We start from the raw sequence: 18,490 nt of genomic DNA, 5'->3' as shown, positions 1-18,490 counted from the left end.
GCATCGGGGTAGCCGTCTCGGACCCTCGACGCATATCGCCGATCACGATCACTCGACCGACCGATCACGCGTTGACGCCGATTCCAGCGAAGTATCGCTTGAACGTGTCGGCATCGATAGCGAACACACCGTCAGATTCGCCCAGTGGGATCGACCGCCACGCACCGTCGTCGATGTAGCTGTAGCTACCACCGACGACGCCGGTCGTCGCCTCGTGGCGACCCCACGGGTTCCGGCAGACGATGTACCGCTTTCCGCTCCGGTACATCCATCCGAGCACCGTGTACGCGTGGTTCGCGACGATACCGGCGGAGCTGTAGTCGATGTTGTCCGGTGCGGCGTTGTCGGTCGGGTACGTCCACGCGACCATCGGGTTGAAGGTCTTCGCGCCGCGGGAGTTGCCTCGGACGATATCCCAGAGCTGGTTTCCACTGCGGGTTCTCGTCCCGTAGTATTTCCGCCCCGAACCGGCGATCTCGGCGCACGCCCTGACGGGGTCACCACCACTGATCGCGGGTATCTCGGGTTTGTCGTCGGTCGCACCGGTCTTCCACTTCGCGTACGCCTTCTCGTAGACGGCTGGCCAAACTTCCTCACGCTCGCCGGAGCGGGCGTAGACGAAGTTGTGTGACCCTTCGCGGAGGGGGAGTCGCTCGCCTGCCACGACGTATCGCGGCGAACTGCCGTCGAAGAACCTGAAGTACGATTTGTGTTCTTCGGTGTCCGCGAACGCCGTGTGGCGGATCAGCGATGGTTTCGTCCACGCAACCGCCGAGAGTGCTGCGATGAGGTAGCAGTCACCCACGGCTCCCTGAACCGGGTCGAACTGCTCTGCACCCTGTTTGAAGAACTCTCCAGCGTCGATCCAGTCGATACCGCGCGGTTCCCAGCCGACACTCACGGTCCGTTCCAGATCGGTCGTGAGTTCGGTCTTCGACTGCATCGATTTCACTTCTGGGCCGACGTCGGTCACTTCGACTTCGATGTCGGTGCTCGCTTCGTCATCCAGTCGTTCCAGCGTCGGTTCTGTGGTTTCCTCGACGGAGACGTCGGCATCGAGCGACATCCCGCCGTCCATGGCAACTTCGTCGTCTTCTTTTCGCGGCGAACCGACGAGGAGTTCGCGTACCTCCGATGGGAGCGTGCCGACCGACGATGGCATCTCGGTGTCGGGTTCCGAGGACACCTCGACGTCGGGTGTGAGGGTGTCCGCTTCCGTCTCCATCTTCTCGCGTTTCATCTCATCGGGAGACATCCGTTCTACGGTGTTGTCTTCAGTGAGGGTGAGACCGGCGTACAGCGGTGAACCATATTTCGGGTCGAACAGTTCGTCGTACGAGGTTCCGAGGGTCGATTCGAGGAACCCTTCGACGTCCTCCATCTCGTCCCACTCTATCTCTTCGTCTTCGATGAGTTCGGCCAGTGCGTATGGGTTGCTGACTCCGATAGACTCGACTTCTTTAACCAGTTTCTTGTCATTCATAGTCTTACTCCACAAATACATAATTATGATTCGTGAGGATATAATGTTATGTATCTGTCGTATGTGCGTAGAGTATTCGAGCGACTTCGAGAAACGGCGTGGAAATCGCACGACGACAGAGGACTGACTGGACCGTTCACTGACAGTATCGTTCGCATCTCTTCTACAATTTATTCTTCAAAACTAGAATAAAATAGGGCGGAGGGTTCGGTCGACGATAATCAGACCGGTTCGCCGAAAGCGTACACCGTCTGATGGCTCGTTATCTCCACGTCGAGGAAGTCGCCGGGTTCGATGCCATAGTCGGAAGCGTTCTGGACGATGATCTGCCGGTACGCTTCGTCTCGGCACTTCACGGAGTCGCCGGTTCCCTCCTCGACGACAATCACGCGCTTTTCGGTTCCGACCATCTCCTCGTAGGCCGCACCGACGATGTCCATCTTCAACTCGGACATCGCCTTCGAACGCTCTTTCTTTATCGCGCCGTTCAGACCCTTCATCTTCGCGGCGTCCGTGTTGGGGCGCTTCGAAAACCGGGTGACGTTGATCTTCTCGGGGCGGGTTTCGCGCAGGAGCGCCATGCTCTGTTCGTGGTCGTCGTCGGTTTCGGTCGGGAAGCCGACGATGAAGTCCGTCGACAGCGTCCAGTAGTCGAGATACTCGTCGAACGTCTCGACGATGTCTACGTACTCGCTCACCTGATGCTGTCTCCGCATGTCGCCGAGCACGGTGTTCGACCCTGACTGTACCGGCGCGTGGATGAAGTTGTAGAGTTCGTCGTTTTCGGCGAACACCTGTGCGAGGTCGTCGCGGATCCCGTGGACGCCCTTCGGGTTGGCCATCCCAACTCGGACGCGAAACTCACCATCGATCTCGTTGCAGATGCGGTCGAGCAGGACGTGCAGTTTTCGCTCGCCCGTGTCCCACCCATAGACGCCAGTGTCCTGTCCCGTGATCCGGAGTTCCTTCGCGCCTGCGTGGACGAGCGCACGAGCCTTCTCGACGTTCTCTTCCACCGAGGGGGAGTCGATCTTCCCCGTTGCGTGCTTCGTGATGCAGTACGAGCAGTCGGACATACAGCCGCGAGCGATGGGGAGGATGCCGACCACGCCATCCAAGACGGGTTCGACGCCCGGCCCCGGCGTGGGACACTCCCCGTTCGTCACTGCCGTGGGGACGTCGTCCCAGTGGAGGATCTGGGCGTCCACGCCTTCGGTCTGGAACTCCTCACCCTGTGCCAGCGCCATACACCCCGTGATGATGAGGTCTGCCGTCTCCGATTCGAGTTCTTTGGCCCGGCGAATCATGTTGCGCTCCGTCTTCTCGACGACGGTGCAGGTGTTCATGATGGCGACGTCAGCCTGCTCGGGTGTCTCGACTGGGTAGTGGCCCGCGTCGCGGAGTGCGGACTCTATCTGACGGCTCTCGCCGCGGTTCGAGGTACACCCGTACGTCTCGATGTGATACCGGGCCATTCGGACGGGAGTTTCGGCTACGCGAGCAAAAGGGCGACGGTTGCGCTCGGCTGGAAACACGACCTTGGCATGCACGCTCGACAGGGCCTCGCAGTGGGTGACGGGACCCTGTTCGCGCTTACGGAATCGCTAGGGGAGTCGCGGATGCTGTACGCGCCCGGAGAACCGTGAACCGCAAAACGGTCACAGCCGGGCGTAATTAATCACTCGTGTCGATTTCGAGAAACCACCGTCTGTGGAGTTTGTACGCGCATCTTTCGTTTTAACTCCGGTCGGTTTTTCCGTGCTATCGACGCAGAATCCGGTCCGGAAGTCTCCGTCGTTCATCCTCCGTTACTCAGATACCGACTCGATTCAGGCGGTCAACAACAAACTGGCTGTAGTACCTTCTTCCAGAAGAACCGGGCACGACCGAACTGCCTGGAAGAGAATAACCATGACATACACGCAAACAGTACTACAGCTAGGAGGACTGCCGCAATGGCTTCAAGACCCGATTGCGGGGTTCATCGCACTGTTACCTCGACTGGTCGGTGCCATCCTCATCCTCCTCGTCGGATGGGTTATCGGTCGCGGTGCAGCGGCAGTCGTCCGTAGACTTGCAGATCGAATCGAACTCGACAGGATGGTACTCGATACGCCGCTGGGTCGGATGCTCGGTGGAACAGAAAGTGCGGTATCGGGTGCGTTCGGCAAACTCACCGCGTGGTTCATCTACGCGCTGGCCATCCTCGCCGCTGCGAATGTCCTGGCAATTGCGACACTCTCGGAGTGGGTTGCCACCGCTGTCTCGTACCTCCCGGCGTTCATCGCCGGACTGCTCGTCATCGTCATCGGGTTCGTGGTCGCCGACTTCATCGGTGACGCCATCATGCGGACCCGAGCGGCGACCCACACCGCCTACACTCAGTGGTTCGCCAGCGGAACTCGGATGTTCCTGTACTTCACCGCCATCGTCATCGGTCTCGACACGATGGGAATCGACGTGGGTATCCTGTACGTCTTCGCGCGGGCGCTCGCGTGGGGCCTCGCCGCGGCCATCGCCATCGGCGTTGGTGTCGCCTTCGGTTGGGGTGGCAGAGACTACGTGGCAGAACACATCGATAACTGGATGACCAGTGCGCAGCAGGGAACGCCGAGTCCGCAACCGGGTGACGACGACTGAGCGCGAGAACCACTACCTGAACACGACTAGCCGCGGAAATCGGTTACGATTTCCACACCGCTGCTCGCACCGATTCGCTCCGCGCCAGCGTCGAGCATCGCTTTCGCTTTCTCGTAGTCGCCGATACCACCGCTCGCCTTGACCGGAAGGTATTCGGCCATCAGCTCGACGTCTTCGATCTCGGCACCGCCATCGGCGAATCCGGTCGATGTCTTGACGAACGTCGCGTCGGCCTCCTTCGCCAGTCGGCAGGCGTCGTGTTTCTCCTCGTCGGTCAGCAGTGCGGTCTCGATGATGACTTTCACCGGTATCGGAACCGCGGCGACGACCTCCTCGATGTCGGCTCGTACCGCGTCGTGTTGGTCTGCTTTCAGTCGCCCGACGTTGATGACCATGTCCAGTTCGTCCGCCCCCTCGTCCCACGCGCCGACCGCCTCTTCGTGTTTGGCATCGGTCGCGTGCTGACCGTGCGGAAACCCGACGACGGTGGCGAGCGTCACGTCGGGTGCGCGTTCGTTCGCCTCCGAAACGTAGCAGGGCGGTACGCAGGCGTTCATGCCGTACTCCGCGGCCTCGTCCATCACTCCTTCTACGTCTTGGGGGGTCGTCTCCGGCCCCAGCACCGTGTGGTCGATCTTTGCAGCGAGTTCCGTTTCGTTCATAGCGGGGCGGATGTCATCGGGAGGTAAAAAACCCGCTATCGACGTGACGAGACCAACAGGACGAGCGCCAGTCCGACGAGCAGGAGTGTGTACGAAAAGGCGGCGGTCGCAGCGTCGACGTACGTCGGGAAGTCGTCGGTTCGAAACGTGATGGCCTTCCGAACGATCGCGATGATCCCGGCGTACACGACCGCCCTGACGACCTGTACCTCGCCTTCCGATTCGACGTAGGCGAGAACCGTCCGAAAGATCTCGGCGACGATGAACAACAGCAGGATGACGTCGAGGAGTTCGATGAGCGTGCGCGGGTCGGTGATCCGTCCAGAGCGTGCGAGTTCGAACGCGAGGACGCCGAAATCCACCAACCCGACGATGAACAGTCCGACGAGAAGATAGGCCGCGACGAGTTCGGCGGCGCGCATCACCGTCTCCGAGTACGCCACCGGTGCGTCGAAGTCCATAGCCACCGTGCGACCGCGACGAACGTATCGTTTCCGCTGGTTTCGACGCCGTTCGACCCCTTTCCATGCTCAATTTGTACTGGGATGTACTGGTTCGAACTATCATGTACTGGCCAGATTCATGTACTGGAATGTACTGATATGTACTATCCGTCTCGTTCTGGGTCGAGCTATCTCGACGCAACGTCAGCGACTTCCAATACGTTGTCGACGACTTCCGACGCATCATCGACGACTTCCGACGCATAGCCGAGCAACCGCTGTGACGGGCACACGACTATTTTTACCGCTCCGTCGTGTACCAGTTAGCATGGAACACCCCGAAGTCCACCCCGCCGTCACCGACGCCGCGGACGACATCGCCGAGATGGAGATTCGCGGCGCGGCGACCATCGCGGACGCCGCGGCGGCGGCACTCGGCGAACAGGCGGCAGCGAGTGACGCCGATTCGCCGGACGCCTTCCGGGCCGAGATCCGGATGGCGGCGCGCCAACTCCACGAGACTCGCCCGACCGCGGTGAGTCTTCCGAACGCCCTGCGATACGTCCTCCGGGGGATGACCGGCACCAGCGTCGAAGAACTCCGCGAAAGCGTCCTGGCGAGCGTTGAGGAGTTCCGACGCGAACTCGGCCAGGCGCAGGCCAACCTCGGACAGATTGGCGCGAACCGTCTCCGCGACGGCGACACCATCATGACCCACTGTCACTCGACGGACGCCCTGTCCTGCGTGCGCCACGCGCTGGACGACGGCAAGGAGATCAGCGCCATCGTCAAGGAGACGCGCCCGCGAAAGCAGGGTCACATCACCGCCCGGCAACTCCGCGACTGGGGCGTCCCCGTCACCCTCATCGTGGACAACGCGGCCCGCCGATATCTGGACGACGCCGACCACGTGCTCGTCGGTGCGGATTCCATCGCCGCCGACGGGAGCGTCATCAACAAGATCGGTACCTCCGGGCTGGCGGTGAACGCCCGCGAACGCGGCGTCCCCATCATGGTCGCGGCACAGACCCTGAAGCTCCATCCGGGCACGATGACGGGCCACACCGTCGAGATCGAGATGCGCGACGAACGCGAGATACTTCCCGACGAGGAACGCCCGGAAGTCGGCGACGTGACCGTCGAGAATCCGGCGTTCGACGTGACTCCACCCCGGTACGTGGACGCCATCGTCACCGAGCGCGGCCAGTTTCCCCCCGAGAGCATCGTCACCCTGATGCGCGAGTTGTTCGGCGACCAGCAGGGTGGCGAACCGTGGGACGAGAAGGAGTCGTGAGGGTCTATCACCGATCGAGTATTCCAACGATGCCAGTTTCCTGAAATATCCATATCGTCGTCTCGTCGTTCCTACGTCACCGCGTTCCCGTTCGGTTTTCACGTCACTCCCTCCCACTGCCACCCAAGATACTTCTCCGTCTTCTCCGACAGTTGATGCATGGCTATCGTCGAGTACGGGGCGACCGCCGAGGAGTTGCTCGAACTGTACCGGGAGTACGAGTGGTGGGACGACCGTGACGAGGCCGACGTTCGCCGTGCGCTTCGAAACACGGACGAGGTCGTCCTCATCCGCAAAGATGGCGAGGGCGGTGGGAGTGAACACGACAGGGATGAAAGTGGCCAGGGTAAGCCGGTCGGCTCCGCTCGGATACTCACCGACTACGTCTACTACGCGATGGTCTACGACGTCATCGTCAGAGCCGACCATCGTGGGCAGGGAATCGGACAGGAGTTCCTTACTGCCGTCCGTGAGCATCCTCGCTTGCAGGATGTCTCACTGTCGTTGTTAGCTCGTGAGGGGTTGGTTCCCTTCTACGAGTCCTGTGGGTTCCACGTGGCGGACGAGGCGGTCGACCACCCGGACGGCGAACCGGAACCGCTGGCCTGGATGGTTCATCGCCGGGAGTAGGTGCGAATCCGGTCTCGTACGGAGAGAGCGCAGACCGCAAACCTTTCGACACTTCCGTTCGCGTGTCGGTGTATGGTACTGCCGGAAGGGTTCTCACTCCCGCCATTGAGCTATCTTCTCCCGCTTTTGTTGGCAGTCGGTCTCGTCGGGTGGTTGCTCTGGCGTGCCGAACCGACCATCTCGGAACGCACCGTCGTCGCGCTCGCACCGTGGATGGTCGTCGGTGCCGGTTCGCACGCCCTCTATCAGGTTCGGGCGATTCCCGAGAGCGTCGCGCCGCTGTTCGGAACGCCCTCGGTGTATCTCACGACGTTCGTCGTCGCGGGCATCGTCTGGTTGCTCGCGGTGTACCGGCTACAGACACCAGTTCCACGAGTGCTCGCTGGCGTCGGGACGGCTGGCGTGGTGCTCGTCGTCCTCGCCGCGCTCTGGTACGGCATCGAGAACGATAGCATCCGTCTGTTGTGGCCGTTCGTGGCGCTCGTCGTCGCCCTTCTGCTGACCGGTTCCCTCTGGATAGCGACGCAGTACTTCTATCCGGACGTGGCGGTCATCACGGATGCTGTCGGTGCGCTCACTCTGTTCGGGCACGCACTCGATTCCGTCTCGACTGCGGTCGGTATCGACGTTCTCGGTTTCGGCGAACGGACGCCCGTCTCGCGAGCCATCCTCGAATTCGCGGAGGTGCTCCCGACGGCGGACGTGATCGGCGTCGGCTGGCTGTTCGTGCTCGTGAAACTCGCCATCGCGGAGTTCGTCGTCCTGCTGTTCGCGGATTACGTCGCCAGCGAACCGGCAGAGGGCTACCTCCTGCTCGGTGTGGTCGCCGCCGTGGGGCTGGGTCCGGGCGCTCACAACCTCCTGTTGTTCGCCATCACGGGCTGATTCGTCAGGACTTTTTACCACGCCCCGCCTATCGAAACGGTATGCCGCCCGCGAACCGTGACTGGGGAGGACGATGGTTCGAGTCGTAACTGCGGGACACGTCAACTGGGACGTGACACTGCAGGTGGACTCCCTGCCCGACCCCGACGGAGAGGCGCGCATAACCTCCCAACGCCGCTCTGGCGGGGGAAGCGCCGCGAACGTCGCCGTCGCCCTCACACGGATGGACGTACAGACGGGACTCGTCGGGAGCATCGGCGCGGACGAACAGGGTTTGCTCGTCCAGCGGGAACTGAACACTGCCGGGGTGGACTGCACACACGTTCTCGAAGTCGAATGTATCGAGACGACGACGAAGTACCTCATCGTGGACGAGCGAGGCGAGGTGATGGTGCTCGGAAACGAAGGTGCGAACGAGGCCGTTACGCCGGACGACGTGGATAGCGAGTACGTCCAGCAGGCAGACCATCTGCATCTCACCAGCCAGCGCCCGGACACCGCGGCGAGGCTCGCAGAGGTGGCGACCGACGCAGGGTTGACTGTCAGTTTCGACCCCGGTCGCCGCCTCGCAGAACGGAACTTCGGGCACGCACTCGCCTACTCGGACATCGTCTTTCTGAACGATCGCGAGGCGGCGGCGCTCCTGGACAAGGATCTGGAACATCCGTCCTCGGAACTCCACGGGCGCGTCGTCGTCATCAAACACGGACGCAAGGGTGCCCGCGTCGACACGACGACGGGTGTGTACACGCATCCTGGATTCGGCGTCGAATCGGTGGATTCGACGGGAGCAGGTGACGCGTTCGCTGCGGGATTCATCGCGACACTTCTCGATACCAAAGACTACGAACGCGCACTGGAGTTCGCCAACGCCTGTGGTGCGTTAGCGTCGATGGAGGCCGGAGCGCGCACTGCGCCGACACGGGAACGCGTCGAGGCGTTCCTCGCCGACCAGTTCTAGACCTCGTTCGGGCCGTCTGCACTCTGGACTTGCCACCCGCCTCGGATCCCACAGGCTTCGCGCACTTCGTAGACGATCTCGGTGTCCGGGCCCATCCGGTCGCCACCTTCCACGCGCTCGATACGGAGTGGCACGTCCAGCGTACTCCCACAACAGCCGACGCCGACGAACTCCTCCCACTGTTCGCCCTCGCGGACGCGGCCTCTCGTCTTTCGCAGGTAGGCCCGGAAGGGACTCCCCTCTACCTGGAATCGCCCCCAGTCGCTCAGATCTTCAGGGTACGAGACGACGACTCTGGTCGCAGCTTCGCCCTCGGTGACGGCTTCTTCGGTCGCCATACCGAACGGTAGGGGCGCGAGCCGTTTATGTATTCCCGCGCGGTTTCGAACGACACGTTGGGCCATAGTAATTAAGAAGGCTTATTCAGGGCCGTCCCGCACCCATCGACCATGGTAGAGTTTCAGGTACCGGAGGTCGATTACACCCGGTACTCGAATCGGCAACTCGCGGCGGTGCCGCTCGTGGTTCTCGTGCTGGCCCTCCTCGTCCTCGCGGGATGGTGGCTGACCACTGGTGCGCCAGTGACGCCCGGTATCGAGTTCACGGGTGGAACCGAGATGCGGATCCAGACGACAGCACCACAATCCCAGGTCGAGTCGACGCTCGACCCCGTCTCGGTCACCCCCGCCCGGTCTGCCGAGAACGTCTACATCGTAACGTTTCAGGATACTAACACACAGGCACTTGAATCGCAAGCTGAACAGGCAGGATACGAGGTGCGTTCGGTACAGAGTACCTCGGCGAGTTTCGGGGCTGACTCGCAGAAACTCGCACTGTACGGCCTCGTCGCCGCGTTCGCGGGCATGAGCATCCTCGTCTTCCTCATGTTTCGGACGTTCGTTCCCTCCATCGCCGTCGTCCTCTCTGCGTTCAGCGACATCGTGATTCCGCTCGCGCTGATGAACATCTTCGGCATCAAACTCTCGTTGGGGACGGTGGCCGCCCTCCTGATGCTCATCGGTTACAGCGTGGACTCCGACATCCTGCTCAACAACCACATCCTTCGTCGGTCGGGTGGTTTCTACGAGAGCACGTACCGCGCGATGCGAACCGGTGTGACGATGACGCTCACGTCCCTCTCCGCGATGTCGGTGATGGCGCTCGTGGCGTTCATCTTCGGCATCGACCTGCTCACATCCATCGGCGTGGTGCTCGTGATGGGACTGGCGACCGACCTGATGAACACCTACATGCTCAATCTGAGCCTCCTTCGATGGTACAAGTACGAGGGGGTGGCACGATGAGCATCCGAGAGCAGTGGCGTGTCAGCCTCCTCGTTCTCCTCCTGCTCGGGAGCGCCTTCGCGCTGTTCGTCCCACAGGGAACCGTCGGCGGAAGTACGGAGAACGGAACACTCGTCACGAACGACGGGCCGACCAACCTGAAATACGGCCTCGAACTGGCTGGCGGGACTCGCATCCGCGCCCCGGTCAACGGCGTCACCGCAGAGGACGTGAACGTCCCACGCGGTATGGGTGACGCAGGTGTCCAGAAGGCCGTCGCCGGAAACATCTCCGGGGTCGCCCAGCAGGACGTGATGGTTCGCCACAGTCAGTCGGGGACGACCGTCGAGGTGTTCTCGGACAACGTGGCGACGAACCAGCTGAAGTCGGCGCTCGACACCGCTGGAATCGACCACGGTACCGTTCGGAAGGGTGTGACCGCACAGACCCGAACCGAGATCGTTCGAACGCTCAGCGAGAAGATATCGAGAGCCGGACTCGCTGGCGGTCGCGTCCAGCAGGTCGAGACGGCGACCAACGAGCATTTCGTCCAGGTCGAGATGCCGAACGCGAACCAGTCCGAGATGCAGCAACTGGTGACCGAACGCGGTCAAGTGACCGTGCTCGCACACTACCCGACCGGAAACGATTCGTACGAGAACACGACGGTACTCACCCAGAAATCGATAACGAGCGTCGGACCGGCACAGCAAGACCAGTCTGGTACGACGTTCGTTTCGGTCACGCTCACCGACTCGGCAGCCGACAAGTTCGTCCGCGTGATGAACCAGAAGGGGTTCACGAGCGACCAGGGGATTCAGGCCTGTGCATACGCGAACGCGGGAGCACCCGTAGATGAAGGTGGTTACTGTCTGTACACCGTCGTCGACGGAAAAGTCGTCTACGGCGCGTCGATGGGACGCGGTCTCGCCCCCCAGATCCAGAGCGGCGAGTTCAAGCAACAGCCGACGTTCCGGATGTTGACGACGAACATGTCCGAGGCCCGTCGCCTCCAGATCAACCTCCGCGCAGGTGCGCTCCCGGCGTCGCTCGACACGCAGGCGGGGACGACGACCTACCTCGCGCCGAGCCTCGCAACCGAGTTCAAACTGTACTCGCTCGTCGCGGGTATCGCCGCCGTGTTCGCCGTGAGCGGCACCGTCTTCGTCCGCTACGGCAAACCTGAGGTGGCACTGCCGATGATCGTGACGGCACTCTCCGAGGTGGCCATCCTGCTCGGGTTCGCCGCTGCGATCCAGTTACCGCTCGACCTCTCGCACATCGCTGGGTTCATCGCGGTCATCGGAACCGGTGTGGACGACCTCATCATCATCGCCGACGAGGTGATGAGCGAGGGTGACGTGAACTCCTCGCGGGTCTTCCAGTCACGCTTCCGCAAGGCGTTCTGGGTCATCGGGGCCGCCGCCGCAACGACCATCATCGCCATGAGCCCGCTGGCGGTGCTCTCGCTTGGCGACCTGCGAGGGTTCGCCATCATCACCATCCTCGGCGTGCTCATCGGCGTGCTCGTCACGCGCCCGGCCTACGGTGACATCCTGCGGTACCTGCTCACCGACAAGTAACACCTCTCTTTCTCCCGCACGTCGTTTCCCGTTCTTTCGCCGGTATCTTCCGCCTACGAGCGCCGTAGGCACCGTTTACTCTCGCAACAGTGCTGTGCCTATAACAGCACCTGCGTCGAATCGCGGACGATGTTACACCACCTCCGACAGGGTAGACGGCGACTCTCCGTGGAGATGGAGCGGCTCCGCCTGCGACCGGGTGCCCGCCCGCGGGACGCCCAGACCGCGGTACGTCGGCTCCCACCGGAACCGGCAGTGACCTTCCTCTGTCTGGGAAACATCTGCCGCAGTCCGCTCGCTGAACGATACTTCAGCGCCCGACTGGCGGACGACGAGTACGACTGTGCGACGGTTCGGTCGGCTGGCTTCATCGAGAAGGAGGGACGGTCGAGTCCTGACACCGCGGTGTCGGTCGCCAACGAGTTCGGCGTCGATCTGACCGACCACCGGTCACAGTGCGTGGACGAAGACCTGCTTCGGGAGAGCGACCTCGTCTTGCTCATGGATGCGTGGAACTACTGGCACCTGAAAGGTGGATACGAGCACGAACTCGATAAGGCGTACTTCCTCAAGTCGTTCGACGCAGATGACGGATTCGAGATCGAAGACCCCTACGACGCAGACGAAGCGAGGTTTCGGCGCGTCTACGGCGAGGTGACGGACGCGGTCGACAGTTTGCTCGCCACACTGGAGGACGGATGAGCGTCGTCGTCCCCGCCATCTCCGCGGGTAGTAGCCTCGCCTGTACCCGGTCGCTCGGTCGCCGCGGAATCCCGATCATCGCGGCGTCCGAGTCGGACTCGGCACCTGCGTTCGCCTCGAAATACGTCACCGAGACCGCCTGCCTGCCCGCACCGGGCGACGACATCGCTGGCTATCGGGATGGTCTGCTGGCGCTGGCCGAACGCCCGGACGTGGAGACCATCGTCCCGCTTCGAGAACCCGAGAGCTACGTTCTCTCGAAATACCGCGAGGAGTTCGCAGAACACGTCGCTACGCCGTGGTCCGACTCCGAGGCGATGGCGTCGGCTCGTGACCGCCATCGACTGTTCGAACGAGCGCGAGAGGTGGGGATACCCGCACCAGAGACGCGACTGCTCTCGGAGTGGGACGACTGGGGTGACGAGACGGTCGTCAAATCACGCTACACCGTGCTCGTGCGGGCCAATCGAACCGCGTATCCCGACGTGCGATTCGTCTCCGGAGAGCCCGACATCGACCGTCTCGTCCACCGGATGGGCCACGAACCCATCGTCCAGGAGTGCATCCCCGACGGCTCCGAGTACGGTTTCTTCGCCCTCTTCGACCACGGCGAACCGGTCGTCACCTTCCAGCACCGCCGAATTCGGAGTTACACGTACTCCGGCGGCGCGAGTGTCTTCCGCGAGTCGGTGGCTCATCCACAACTCCACGAACAGGGTGTTCGACTGCTCTCGGCGCTCGACTGGCACGGGCCTGCGATGGTGGAGTTCCGACGCGACCCGCGCGACGGGGAGTTCAAACTGCTCGAAGTGAACCCGCGATTCTGGGGGTCGCTCCAACTCGCCGTCCACGCTGGCGTCGATTTCCCCTATCGGTACTACCAGCTCGCTCGCGGCGTGCGCGAACCGGACGACGGCTACGCGACCGGTGTCGGGAGCCACGTCCTCCGGGGTGAACTCGTCTACCTCGTCAGCCTCCTTCGCGACGATTACGACCACGTCGAACGCCCGTCGATTCCGGCGGCGACGGCTCGGGTGCTTGCCTCGCTCCTCACGGATCGAAACTTCGACTTCTGGTCGCTGGACGACCCGAAGCCGTTCGTTCGGGATGTGGCGAACACCGTCGATGGAGTTGCTCCCGCGGCATCGGCTCCGATAAAACGTGCCGTGTCGGCGCTGGTCGGGAAGTGACTGGTGTCGAGTTCAGCATTTTATCTTTGGCCTGTTCCAAACTGGTTCCCGAAAAAACAATAATACCAACTCGGACCGTATCGGGAGTCATGCCCGACGAAATCTCCGACGAACGACTGGAACGCGTGGTTCGCAGGGCGGTTCGCGCAGAACTTCGCGTCCTGGGTGAACGGTTGTTCTGGACGGTGTTGGCGGGAATCGCTCTGTTCTGGGGATTCATGTTCGCCATCAACGGACTCGCCGGTACGGCAACGCTCCAGCCAGGACTCGCGGTTGCAGGAATCGCCCTCGTCGTCCTTTCTGTGTGGCGGATACTACAAGCGTGGAACCTTCCACCGTTCCGAACTGTCGAGGTAAACTGACAAATACGAAGAACAGAACGACGAATCTCACGCTCGGAACTGACGATTCGAGCGCTCAGAACTGGTCGAGTGCGGACTGTTCGCGGGCCGCCAGCACGTCCTTGCTCGTCTGCCACGAGGCGCGAGCGCAGTCCGGGAGACCGCCGTGGTCGTCGACGTACTCCCGGAGGAACTGCCGGGTTTTCGGGTCGCTCGGGTAGCCACTCCCCACCGACCCGTGTTTCTCCGCGAGGCGGGCGACGTGTGCGTCTCGTTCGACCTTGGCGACGATACTCGCCGCGCCGACGATAGCGTGGGTTTCGTCCGCGCCGTGTTCTGCCGATATCTCGACCATCGCTTCGACTCCCTCCGTGACCCGGCGGGCAAACCGGGATTCGCTGGTGTCGCCAGCGTCAATGATACCTGTTTCTCCGTCAGTTGCGACCTGCGAGATGGCTTCGGCGTGGGCCGCGACGGTCAGGCTGTTCATGTCCGTCTCGGGGTGGTCGATGCGCTCGGTCGTAATCTCCGCGACACCGACCCGAACCGTGTCGTCACCGCGGATCATTTCCGCGAGTTCTTCGCGGCGCTCCGGGGTGAGATTCTTCGAATCGTCGATGCCCTTCGGGAGGGCCTCGGGGTCGTCCACCACGACTGCGGCGGCGAACATCGACCCCAGCACCGGCCCCTTGCCCGCTTCGTCTGCGCCGAACACGCTCGTTACGATGTGCTTTCGGCATATGGTCGTTTCTCATTTACCTGTAGAAGTCGTCGCTCGAAGGGTCACGAAACGTGAACGTCCCTCGACGCAGTGACGGTGAGACGAGAAATCGGACGTGTGGTTCAATCATCCGCGTAGAAGATGGTTCGCCGACACTCGGGGCAGACGTAGGGTACCGGCGTGAGTATCTCGTCCGCTCGGATGCTACTGAGAAATCCCTCTTTCGGCCCCTCGGAGACGATTTTGATGTCTCCCATCGCGTTGGTTCCGCTGAGTTTCATCTGCTCTAGCGTCCCGTCACAGTCGGGGCACGTTCGTTCAGAAGACATACATGTATTCCAGCCGTCGGCCGTCATAGCTCTGTTGACTCGGATTCTCGGGAGTGTCCTCCGCTACGCCACTCCATCCGAGCCTCCGCCCCTCGAACTCCACCCCACCAGCCGTCCGTTCCAGCGATCGACGATGAACCGCGGGATCGAAAACTCACCCCCGCAGGTACTCTGGCAGGTCGAAGGGCTCGTCTTCGCCTTCCACCGCGACGACATCCAGTGCTGTCACTTCGGCGTCGACACCGAGCAAGCCAGCCAAACTCGGTTCGGTTCGGCCCTCGTCGCCGCTGATGAGTTCCTTGATGTAGAGGCCGCCCGCGCCGTGAACCTCGACTTCGGTGTGGTGCTCGTCTTCGAGGTGGGCGTCGATGTCGTACACCTCGCGGACGCGGGTGCGCCTCGCCCGGCGGTGGTCGACGCGGTTCGGCGTGAACTGCTCGATGGTCGCGCCGTCGAGTTCCTCTGTGGCGGCGGCGAGGTCGGTCTCCGTGACGGTGTCGCCGAACTCGACCTGCGCTCGGTAGGTCTTGCTGGCGTCGAGTTCCTTCACGCGCTCGACCATCTCGTGAGTTGCGAGGCGGAGGTCGTCGACTTCGGCCTTTCCGTCCGCGAAGTCGTTGATCTCCGCTTCGAGGGCGTCGATGTCGGGAGTACGCATCCGGGGCTTCTTCACCTCGATGACGAAGGGTCGCCCGGTCCCGAGCATCAGGGCGTCCACGTCCTCGCGGCCTGCGCCGTGGAAGATGGCCTCTTCGCCGTCCATCGCGTCGAGGACGGGTGGGGTCGTCAGTTGTTCCACGCTCTCGTCGTAGAGGTAGCCGCTACCGCCGCAGTAATCACAGTCTTCTTCGCCGCCACCCTCGGCGAGTTGCTTGCCCGACCCGCCGCACTCCCGGCAGGGCCACTTCGTCTGCGGGATGTCCCGCTCCAGTTTCCGGTAGTGGCCGAAGACGAACGCGGGGTTGATCTGCACGTCCACGTCACCGCGTTCGAGGTTCAACAGTGCGAGCACGTCCGGGCGCTCGAAATCGACCTCGGTGTCGGTGAGTCGCCCGACGCGCTTGCCGACTTCGCGGTTGTACTCCGATTTGAATAGTTCGCCCGCGTCCTCGGGGAGGTCGGCCAACTCGCGCAGGAGCGATTCGTTCTCCTCGATGAGCGGTGGGGTGCGCGTTCCGACCTGGTAGGTCTCGAACTGGATGCCCGAGAGGGCGTCGGCGACCTGCTCGGCGTACGTCTCGAAGTCGTCGGTGAGACCTTCGCAGACCCAGCACTCCTCGTCGGGTTCCTCGAAATCTTCGTCGTCTTCGAGCGCGACCGCGATTCGGAGCGCGTGGCCCCGCTCGTCGTTCGTCAACCCGAAACTCCGGTCGGCGAACTGGCGACCGAGACAGGCATCGCACACCGGGTCTTCGTCGATGACCCGCCGCGCCGCGGAAAGTACGTCCATATCCCATCGGTGGGAGTCGCGCGGTAAACCGGTTTCCGATTCGGCCGAAAAAGGTGGGGATGTGATCGGCTGTGGTCTCAGCTCCGGGTCAGCGTCACCGAATCCTCTCCGGTGAGTCCGTCGTCGTCCACGACGCGCACGCTAACGGTACGGTCACCGCAGAAGTCGGTGGTGACCGTTATCTCCTCGCCCGTCTTCTCGAACTCACCATCGCCATCGATGTCCCACTCGTATCGAACGACCTCGTCGTTCTCGGCCGTCGACGCGTTCGCTCGCAGGACGACGGTCTGGTTCTCCTCGAAGGTGCGATCTTCGGCATCCTCCGGGGTCGTTTCGATGGTCACTCGTGGCGCCGCCGGCCTGTCTTCGGCGACCTGATGGTTTCGTGGCGGCTTCTCGTCACTCGATTCCAGTGCGTACAACTGGCTCTCGTCGGAGTAGATTCCGTTCCACTCGCGGACTGTCACGTAGGCCTTTCCATCGGCCACGACCGGGGAGTACGGGACGCGAGACCCGGCTTCTCGAACTGAGTAGTTCCAGCGTTCCTCGCCGTCGTTCGCATCGAGCGCGTAGATGGCAGGTACGGCCGGTCGAACGGTGTCATCGGAGTCCTCCAGTTTGCTGAAGTACCGACCACCGACGTAGACCGTGTCGTTACTCACCGTGGGCTCTGACAGGTGGTCTGCTGACGTCTGGTACGTCCACTGCTCGTCACCGGTTTCGGTGTCGAGCGCGTAGACCGTCCCCACTTCTTGGTTGTACTCTGATTCGTCGTCACTTCGCGTGCTGATGTACACCGACCCGTCTTTCACTGCCGGTGCCGAGATCAGGTTCTCGTGTTCTTTACCCTCCCGCGGCACGGAACGCTTCCACTCGACGCTCCCGTCGTCCGTCGAGAGTGCGTAGATCGGCTGCGTGTCACCGTCGGTGTCGATGGTGAGGAAGATGTGCTCGCTCGTGACCGCTCCTTCGACTTTGTGAGCTTCTGTCGAGGTCGGCATTGGTGCGCTCCACTCGACCGAGCCATCGTCCGCGTCCATCGCCGCCACGGTAGAGCCGTTCTGTGCGTAGGCCGTGTCGCCGACGACGCCGATTATCCGCTTGGAACTGTACCAGAGTCTCTCGCCGGTTTCGGCGTCATAGGCCGTGGAGCCGACGTAGACGATGCCATCGTGGACGATCGGATCGCCTCTCGGCGCACTTTCGGCACGCCATCTGACCTCACCGGTTTCGGCATCGAGCGCGTACAGACCGCCGTTATCCTCGTACCCGTCGGCCTCCGTGCCACGCGTCGCGACGTACACCGTCCCGTTAGCGACGGCGGGCGACCCGGTCGCAGCACCGACTTTCTCGCTCGTCCACTGTTTCTCGCCGCTTTCCGTGTCGTAGGCGACGACGCGACCGGTCGCGGGGAGGTCGGCGTCGGTCGTCACCGACACGTACGCCGTTCCGTCTACGATCGCTGGAACCGATTCAGCGCGGGCGTCGAAGCTCGTATTCCAGTCTTCGGTCGCGTACGGGGCCGAGGCGGTGTCGTTCGTCGCACTGGTTCGACCGGAATCAGCGCGGTCGGACGACCAGTCGGTACTCGCCACCGCGGGGGACCGCTGCGCCGTCACCGCGATGAACGACGCGGACGAGACGACGACGAGCAAGGCCAAGAACACCCCGACGTGTGCTCGCTTGCGATTCATCCTGTTCTTCTCCGAGCGTTCGGTGTCGTAGTCATAATCGTGTGACAGCGCCGATTTCGAGATCGATCGGTCGGCGCAAGTCACAGTAGTTGAATCCACAACCTTACTATCGGACAATTAATCGATGGCTGAACTGTTGCGCTCGTCTCGACCCCGAGTTAAGTGTTAGATAACGATGGTGTATCCGAAATTTGAACGT

20 protein-coding genes are annotated in these 18,490 nt (G+C 62.3%); 11 read left to right on the top strand and 9 right to left on the bottom strand.

From position 1 onward, the window contains the following. Positions 1 to 64: 64 nt before the first annotated feature. Positions 65 to 1,483, bottom strand: coding sequence for a C2 family cysteine protease (locus ACR3FE_RS04985; RefSeq protein WP_458205944.1), 1,419 nt, complete (start codon positions 1,481 to 1,483; stop codon positions 65 to 67). Between the two features lie 221 nt (positions 1,484 to 1,704). Further along, on the bottom strand, positions 1,705 to 2,958 hold the full coding sequence (locus tag ACR3FE_RS04980; protein ID WP_458205942.1) for a tRNA (N(6)-L-threonylcarbamoyladenosine(37)-C(2))-methylthiotransferase: 1,254 nt from the start codon (positions 2,956 to 2,958) through the stop codon (positions 1,705 to 1,707). On the opposite strand from ACR3FE_RS04980, the gene ACR3FE_RS04975 reads away from it, so the two are divergent. Together ACR3FE_RS04975 and ACR3FE_RS04970 are read left to right on the top strand one after the other, a co-directional pair. After that, on the top strand, positions 2,944 to 3,129 hold the full coding sequence (locus tag ACR3FE_RS04975; RefSeq protein ID WP_458205940.1) for a hypothetical protein: 186 nt from the start codon (positions 2,944 to 2,946) through the stop codon (positions 3,127 to 3,129). The genes ACR3FE_RS04980 and ACR3FE_RS04975 overlap by 15 nt on opposite strands. A 265-nt stretch (positions 3,130 to 3,394) precedes the next feature. After that, complete coding sequence (locus ACR3FE_RS04970) at positions 3,395 to 4,123, top strand: mechanosensitive ion channel family protein (RefSeq protein WP_458205939.1); 729 nt, start codon at positions 3,395 to 3,397, stop codon at positions 4,121 to 4,123. 26 nt (positions 4,124 to 4,149) lie between these two features. Here ACR3FE_RS04970 and deoC read toward each other — a convergent pair whose 3' ends face one another. Then, positions 4,150 to 4,785: a deoxyribose-phosphate aldolase gene (gene deoC, locus ACR3FE_RS04965; protein ID WP_458205938.1), complete on the bottom strand. Its 636-nt coding sequence runs from the start codon at positions 4,783 to 4,785 to the stop codon at positions 4,150 to 4,152. A gap of 35 nt (positions 4,786 to 4,820) precedes the next feature. Further along, the gene (locus ACR3FE_RS04960) at positions 4,821 to 5,246 is read right to left on the bottom strand and encodes a phosphate-starvation-inducible PsiE family protein (protein ID WP_458205936.1); all 426 of its coding nucleotides are present in this window, start codon (positions 5,244 to 5,246) and stop codon (positions 4,821 to 4,823) included. Between the two features lie 310 nt (positions 5,247 to 5,556). On the opposite strand from ACR3FE_RS04960, the gene ACR3FE_RS04955 reads away from it, so the two are divergent. The 4 genes from ACR3FE_RS04955 to ACR3FE_RS04940 all read left to right on the top strand — a co-directional run bounded on the left by ACR3FE_RS04955 (position 5,557) and on the right by ACR3FE_RS04940 (position 8,998). Then, complete coding sequence (locus ACR3FE_RS04955; RefSeq protein ID WP_458205934.1) at positions 5,557 to 6,522, top strand: ribose 1,5-bisphosphate isomerase; 966 nt, start codon at positions 5,557 to 5,559, stop codon at positions 6,520 to 6,522. A gap of 159 nt (positions 6,523 to 6,681) precedes the next feature. Continuing rightward, complete coding sequence (locus ACR3FE_RS04950) at positions 6,682 to 7,152, top strand: GNAT family N-acetyltransferase (RefSeq protein ID WP_458205933.1); 471 nt, start codon at positions 6,682 to 6,684, stop codon at positions 7,150 to 7,152. A gap of 72 nt (positions 7,153 to 7,224) precedes the next feature. Then, positions 7,225 to 8,037: a DUF63 family protein gene (locus ACR3FE_RS04945; RefSeq protein ID WP_458205931.1), complete on the top strand. Its 813-nt coding sequence runs from the start codon at positions 7,225 to 7,227 to the stop codon at positions 8,035 to 8,037. 73 nt (positions 8,038 to 8,110) lie between these two features. Next, positions 8,111 to 8,998, top strand: coding sequence for an ATP-dependent ribose-1-phosphate kinase (locus ACR3FE_RS04940; protein WP_458205929.1), 888 nt, complete (start codon positions 8,111 to 8,113; stop codon positions 8,996 to 8,998). Here the strand turns inward: ACR3FE_RS04940 and ACR3FE_RS04935 are convergent. Next, positions 8,995 to 9,336 carry a DUF7968 family protein gene (locus tag ACR3FE_RS04935; RefSeq protein ID WP_458205928.1) on the bottom strand — a complete coding sequence of 114 codons (342 nt, stop codon included), beginning with the start codon at positions 9,334 to 9,336 and terminating at the stop codon, positions 8,995 to 8,997. The two genes, ACR3FE_RS04940 and ACR3FE_RS04935, sit on opposite strands and share 4 nt — an antisense overlap. 111 nt (positions 9,337 to 9,447) lie before the next feature. On the opposite strand from ACR3FE_RS04935, the gene secF reads away from it, so the two are divergent. The 5 genes from secF to ACR3FE_RS04910 all read left to right on the top strand — a co-directional run bounded on the left by secF (position 9,448) and on the right by ACR3FE_RS04910 (position 14,118). After that, on the top strand, positions 9,448 to 10,302 hold the full coding sequence (gene secF / locus ACR3FE_RS04930) for a protein translocase subunit SecF (protein ID WP_458205926.1): 855 nt from the start codon (positions 9,448 to 9,450) through the stop codon (positions 10,300 to 10,302). Then, positions 10,299 to 11,864, top strand: a complete 1,566-nt coding sequence (locus ACR3FE_RS04925) for a preprotein translocase subunit SecD (RefSeq protein ID WP_458205925.1) — start codon at positions 10,299 to 10,301, stop codon at positions 11,862 to 11,864. Before secF ends, ACR3FE_RS04925 begins: the two co-directional genes overlap by 4 nt. Before the next feature lie 129 nt (positions 11,865 to 11,993). After that, the gene (locus tag ACR3FE_RS04920; RefSeq protein WP_458205923.1) at positions 11,994 to 12,566 is read left to right on the top strand and encodes an arsenate reductase/protein-tyrosine-phosphatase family protein; all 573 of its coding nucleotides are present in this window, start codon (positions 11,994 to 11,996) and stop codon (positions 12,564 to 12,566) included. Further along, positions 12,563 to 13,756: a carboxylate--amine ligase gene (locus ACR3FE_RS04915; RefSeq protein ID WP_458205922.1), complete on the top strand. Its 1,194-nt coding sequence runs from the start codon at positions 12,563 to 12,565 to the stop codon at positions 13,754 to 13,756. The genes ACR3FE_RS04920 and ACR3FE_RS04915 overlap by 4 nt, the downstream gene beginning before the upstream one ends. Before the next feature lie 89 nt (positions 13,757 to 13,845). Then, entirely contained in the window at positions 13,846 to 14,118 is a 273-nt protein-coding gene (locus tag ACR3FE_RS04910) for a hypothetical protein (RefSeq protein ID WP_458205920.1), read from the top strand. 55 nt (positions 14,119 to 14,173) lie between these two features. On the opposite strand, the gene rnhB is transcribed toward ACR3FE_RS04910, so the two are convergent. The 4 genes from rnhB to ACR3FE_RS04890 form a co-directional block, all read right to left on the bottom strand. Next, complete coding sequence (gene rnhB / locus ACR3FE_RS04905) at positions 14,174 to 14,812, bottom strand: ribonuclease HII (RefSeq protein WP_458205918.1); 639 nt, start codon at positions 14,810 to 14,812, stop codon at positions 14,174 to 14,176. A gap of 128 nt (positions 14,813 to 14,940) precedes the next feature. After that, positions 14,941 to 15,147, bottom strand: a complete 207-nt coding sequence (locus tag ACR3FE_RS04900) for a hypothetical protein (RefSeq protein WP_458205917.1) — start codon at positions 15,145 to 15,147, stop codon at positions 14,941 to 14,943. 154 nt (positions 15,148 to 15,301) lie between these two features. Continuing rightward, the gene (locus ACR3FE_RS04895) at positions 15,302 to 16,597 is read right to left on the bottom strand and encodes a tRNA pseudouridine(54/55) synthase Pus10 (RefSeq protein WP_458205915.1); all 1,296 of its coding nucleotides are present in this window, start codon (positions 16,595 to 16,597) and stop codon (positions 15,302 to 15,304) included. A 77-nt stretch (positions 16,598 to 16,674) separates the two neighbouring features. Beyond that, on the bottom strand, positions 16,675 to 18,291 hold the full coding sequence (locus tag ACR3FE_RS04890) for an outer membrane protein assembly factor BamB family protein (protein ID WP_458205913.1): 1,617 nt from the start codon (positions 18,289 to 18,291) through the stop codon (positions 16,675 to 16,677). Between the last annotated feature and the right edge of the window lie 199 nt (positions 18,292 to 18,490).

The sequence above is a fragment of the Haladaptatus rarus genome (genome assembly GCF_054177585.1).
The sequence above is the reverse complement of the archived record's forward strand: the minus strand, read 5'-3'. Positions and strand labels throughout refer to the sequence as shown.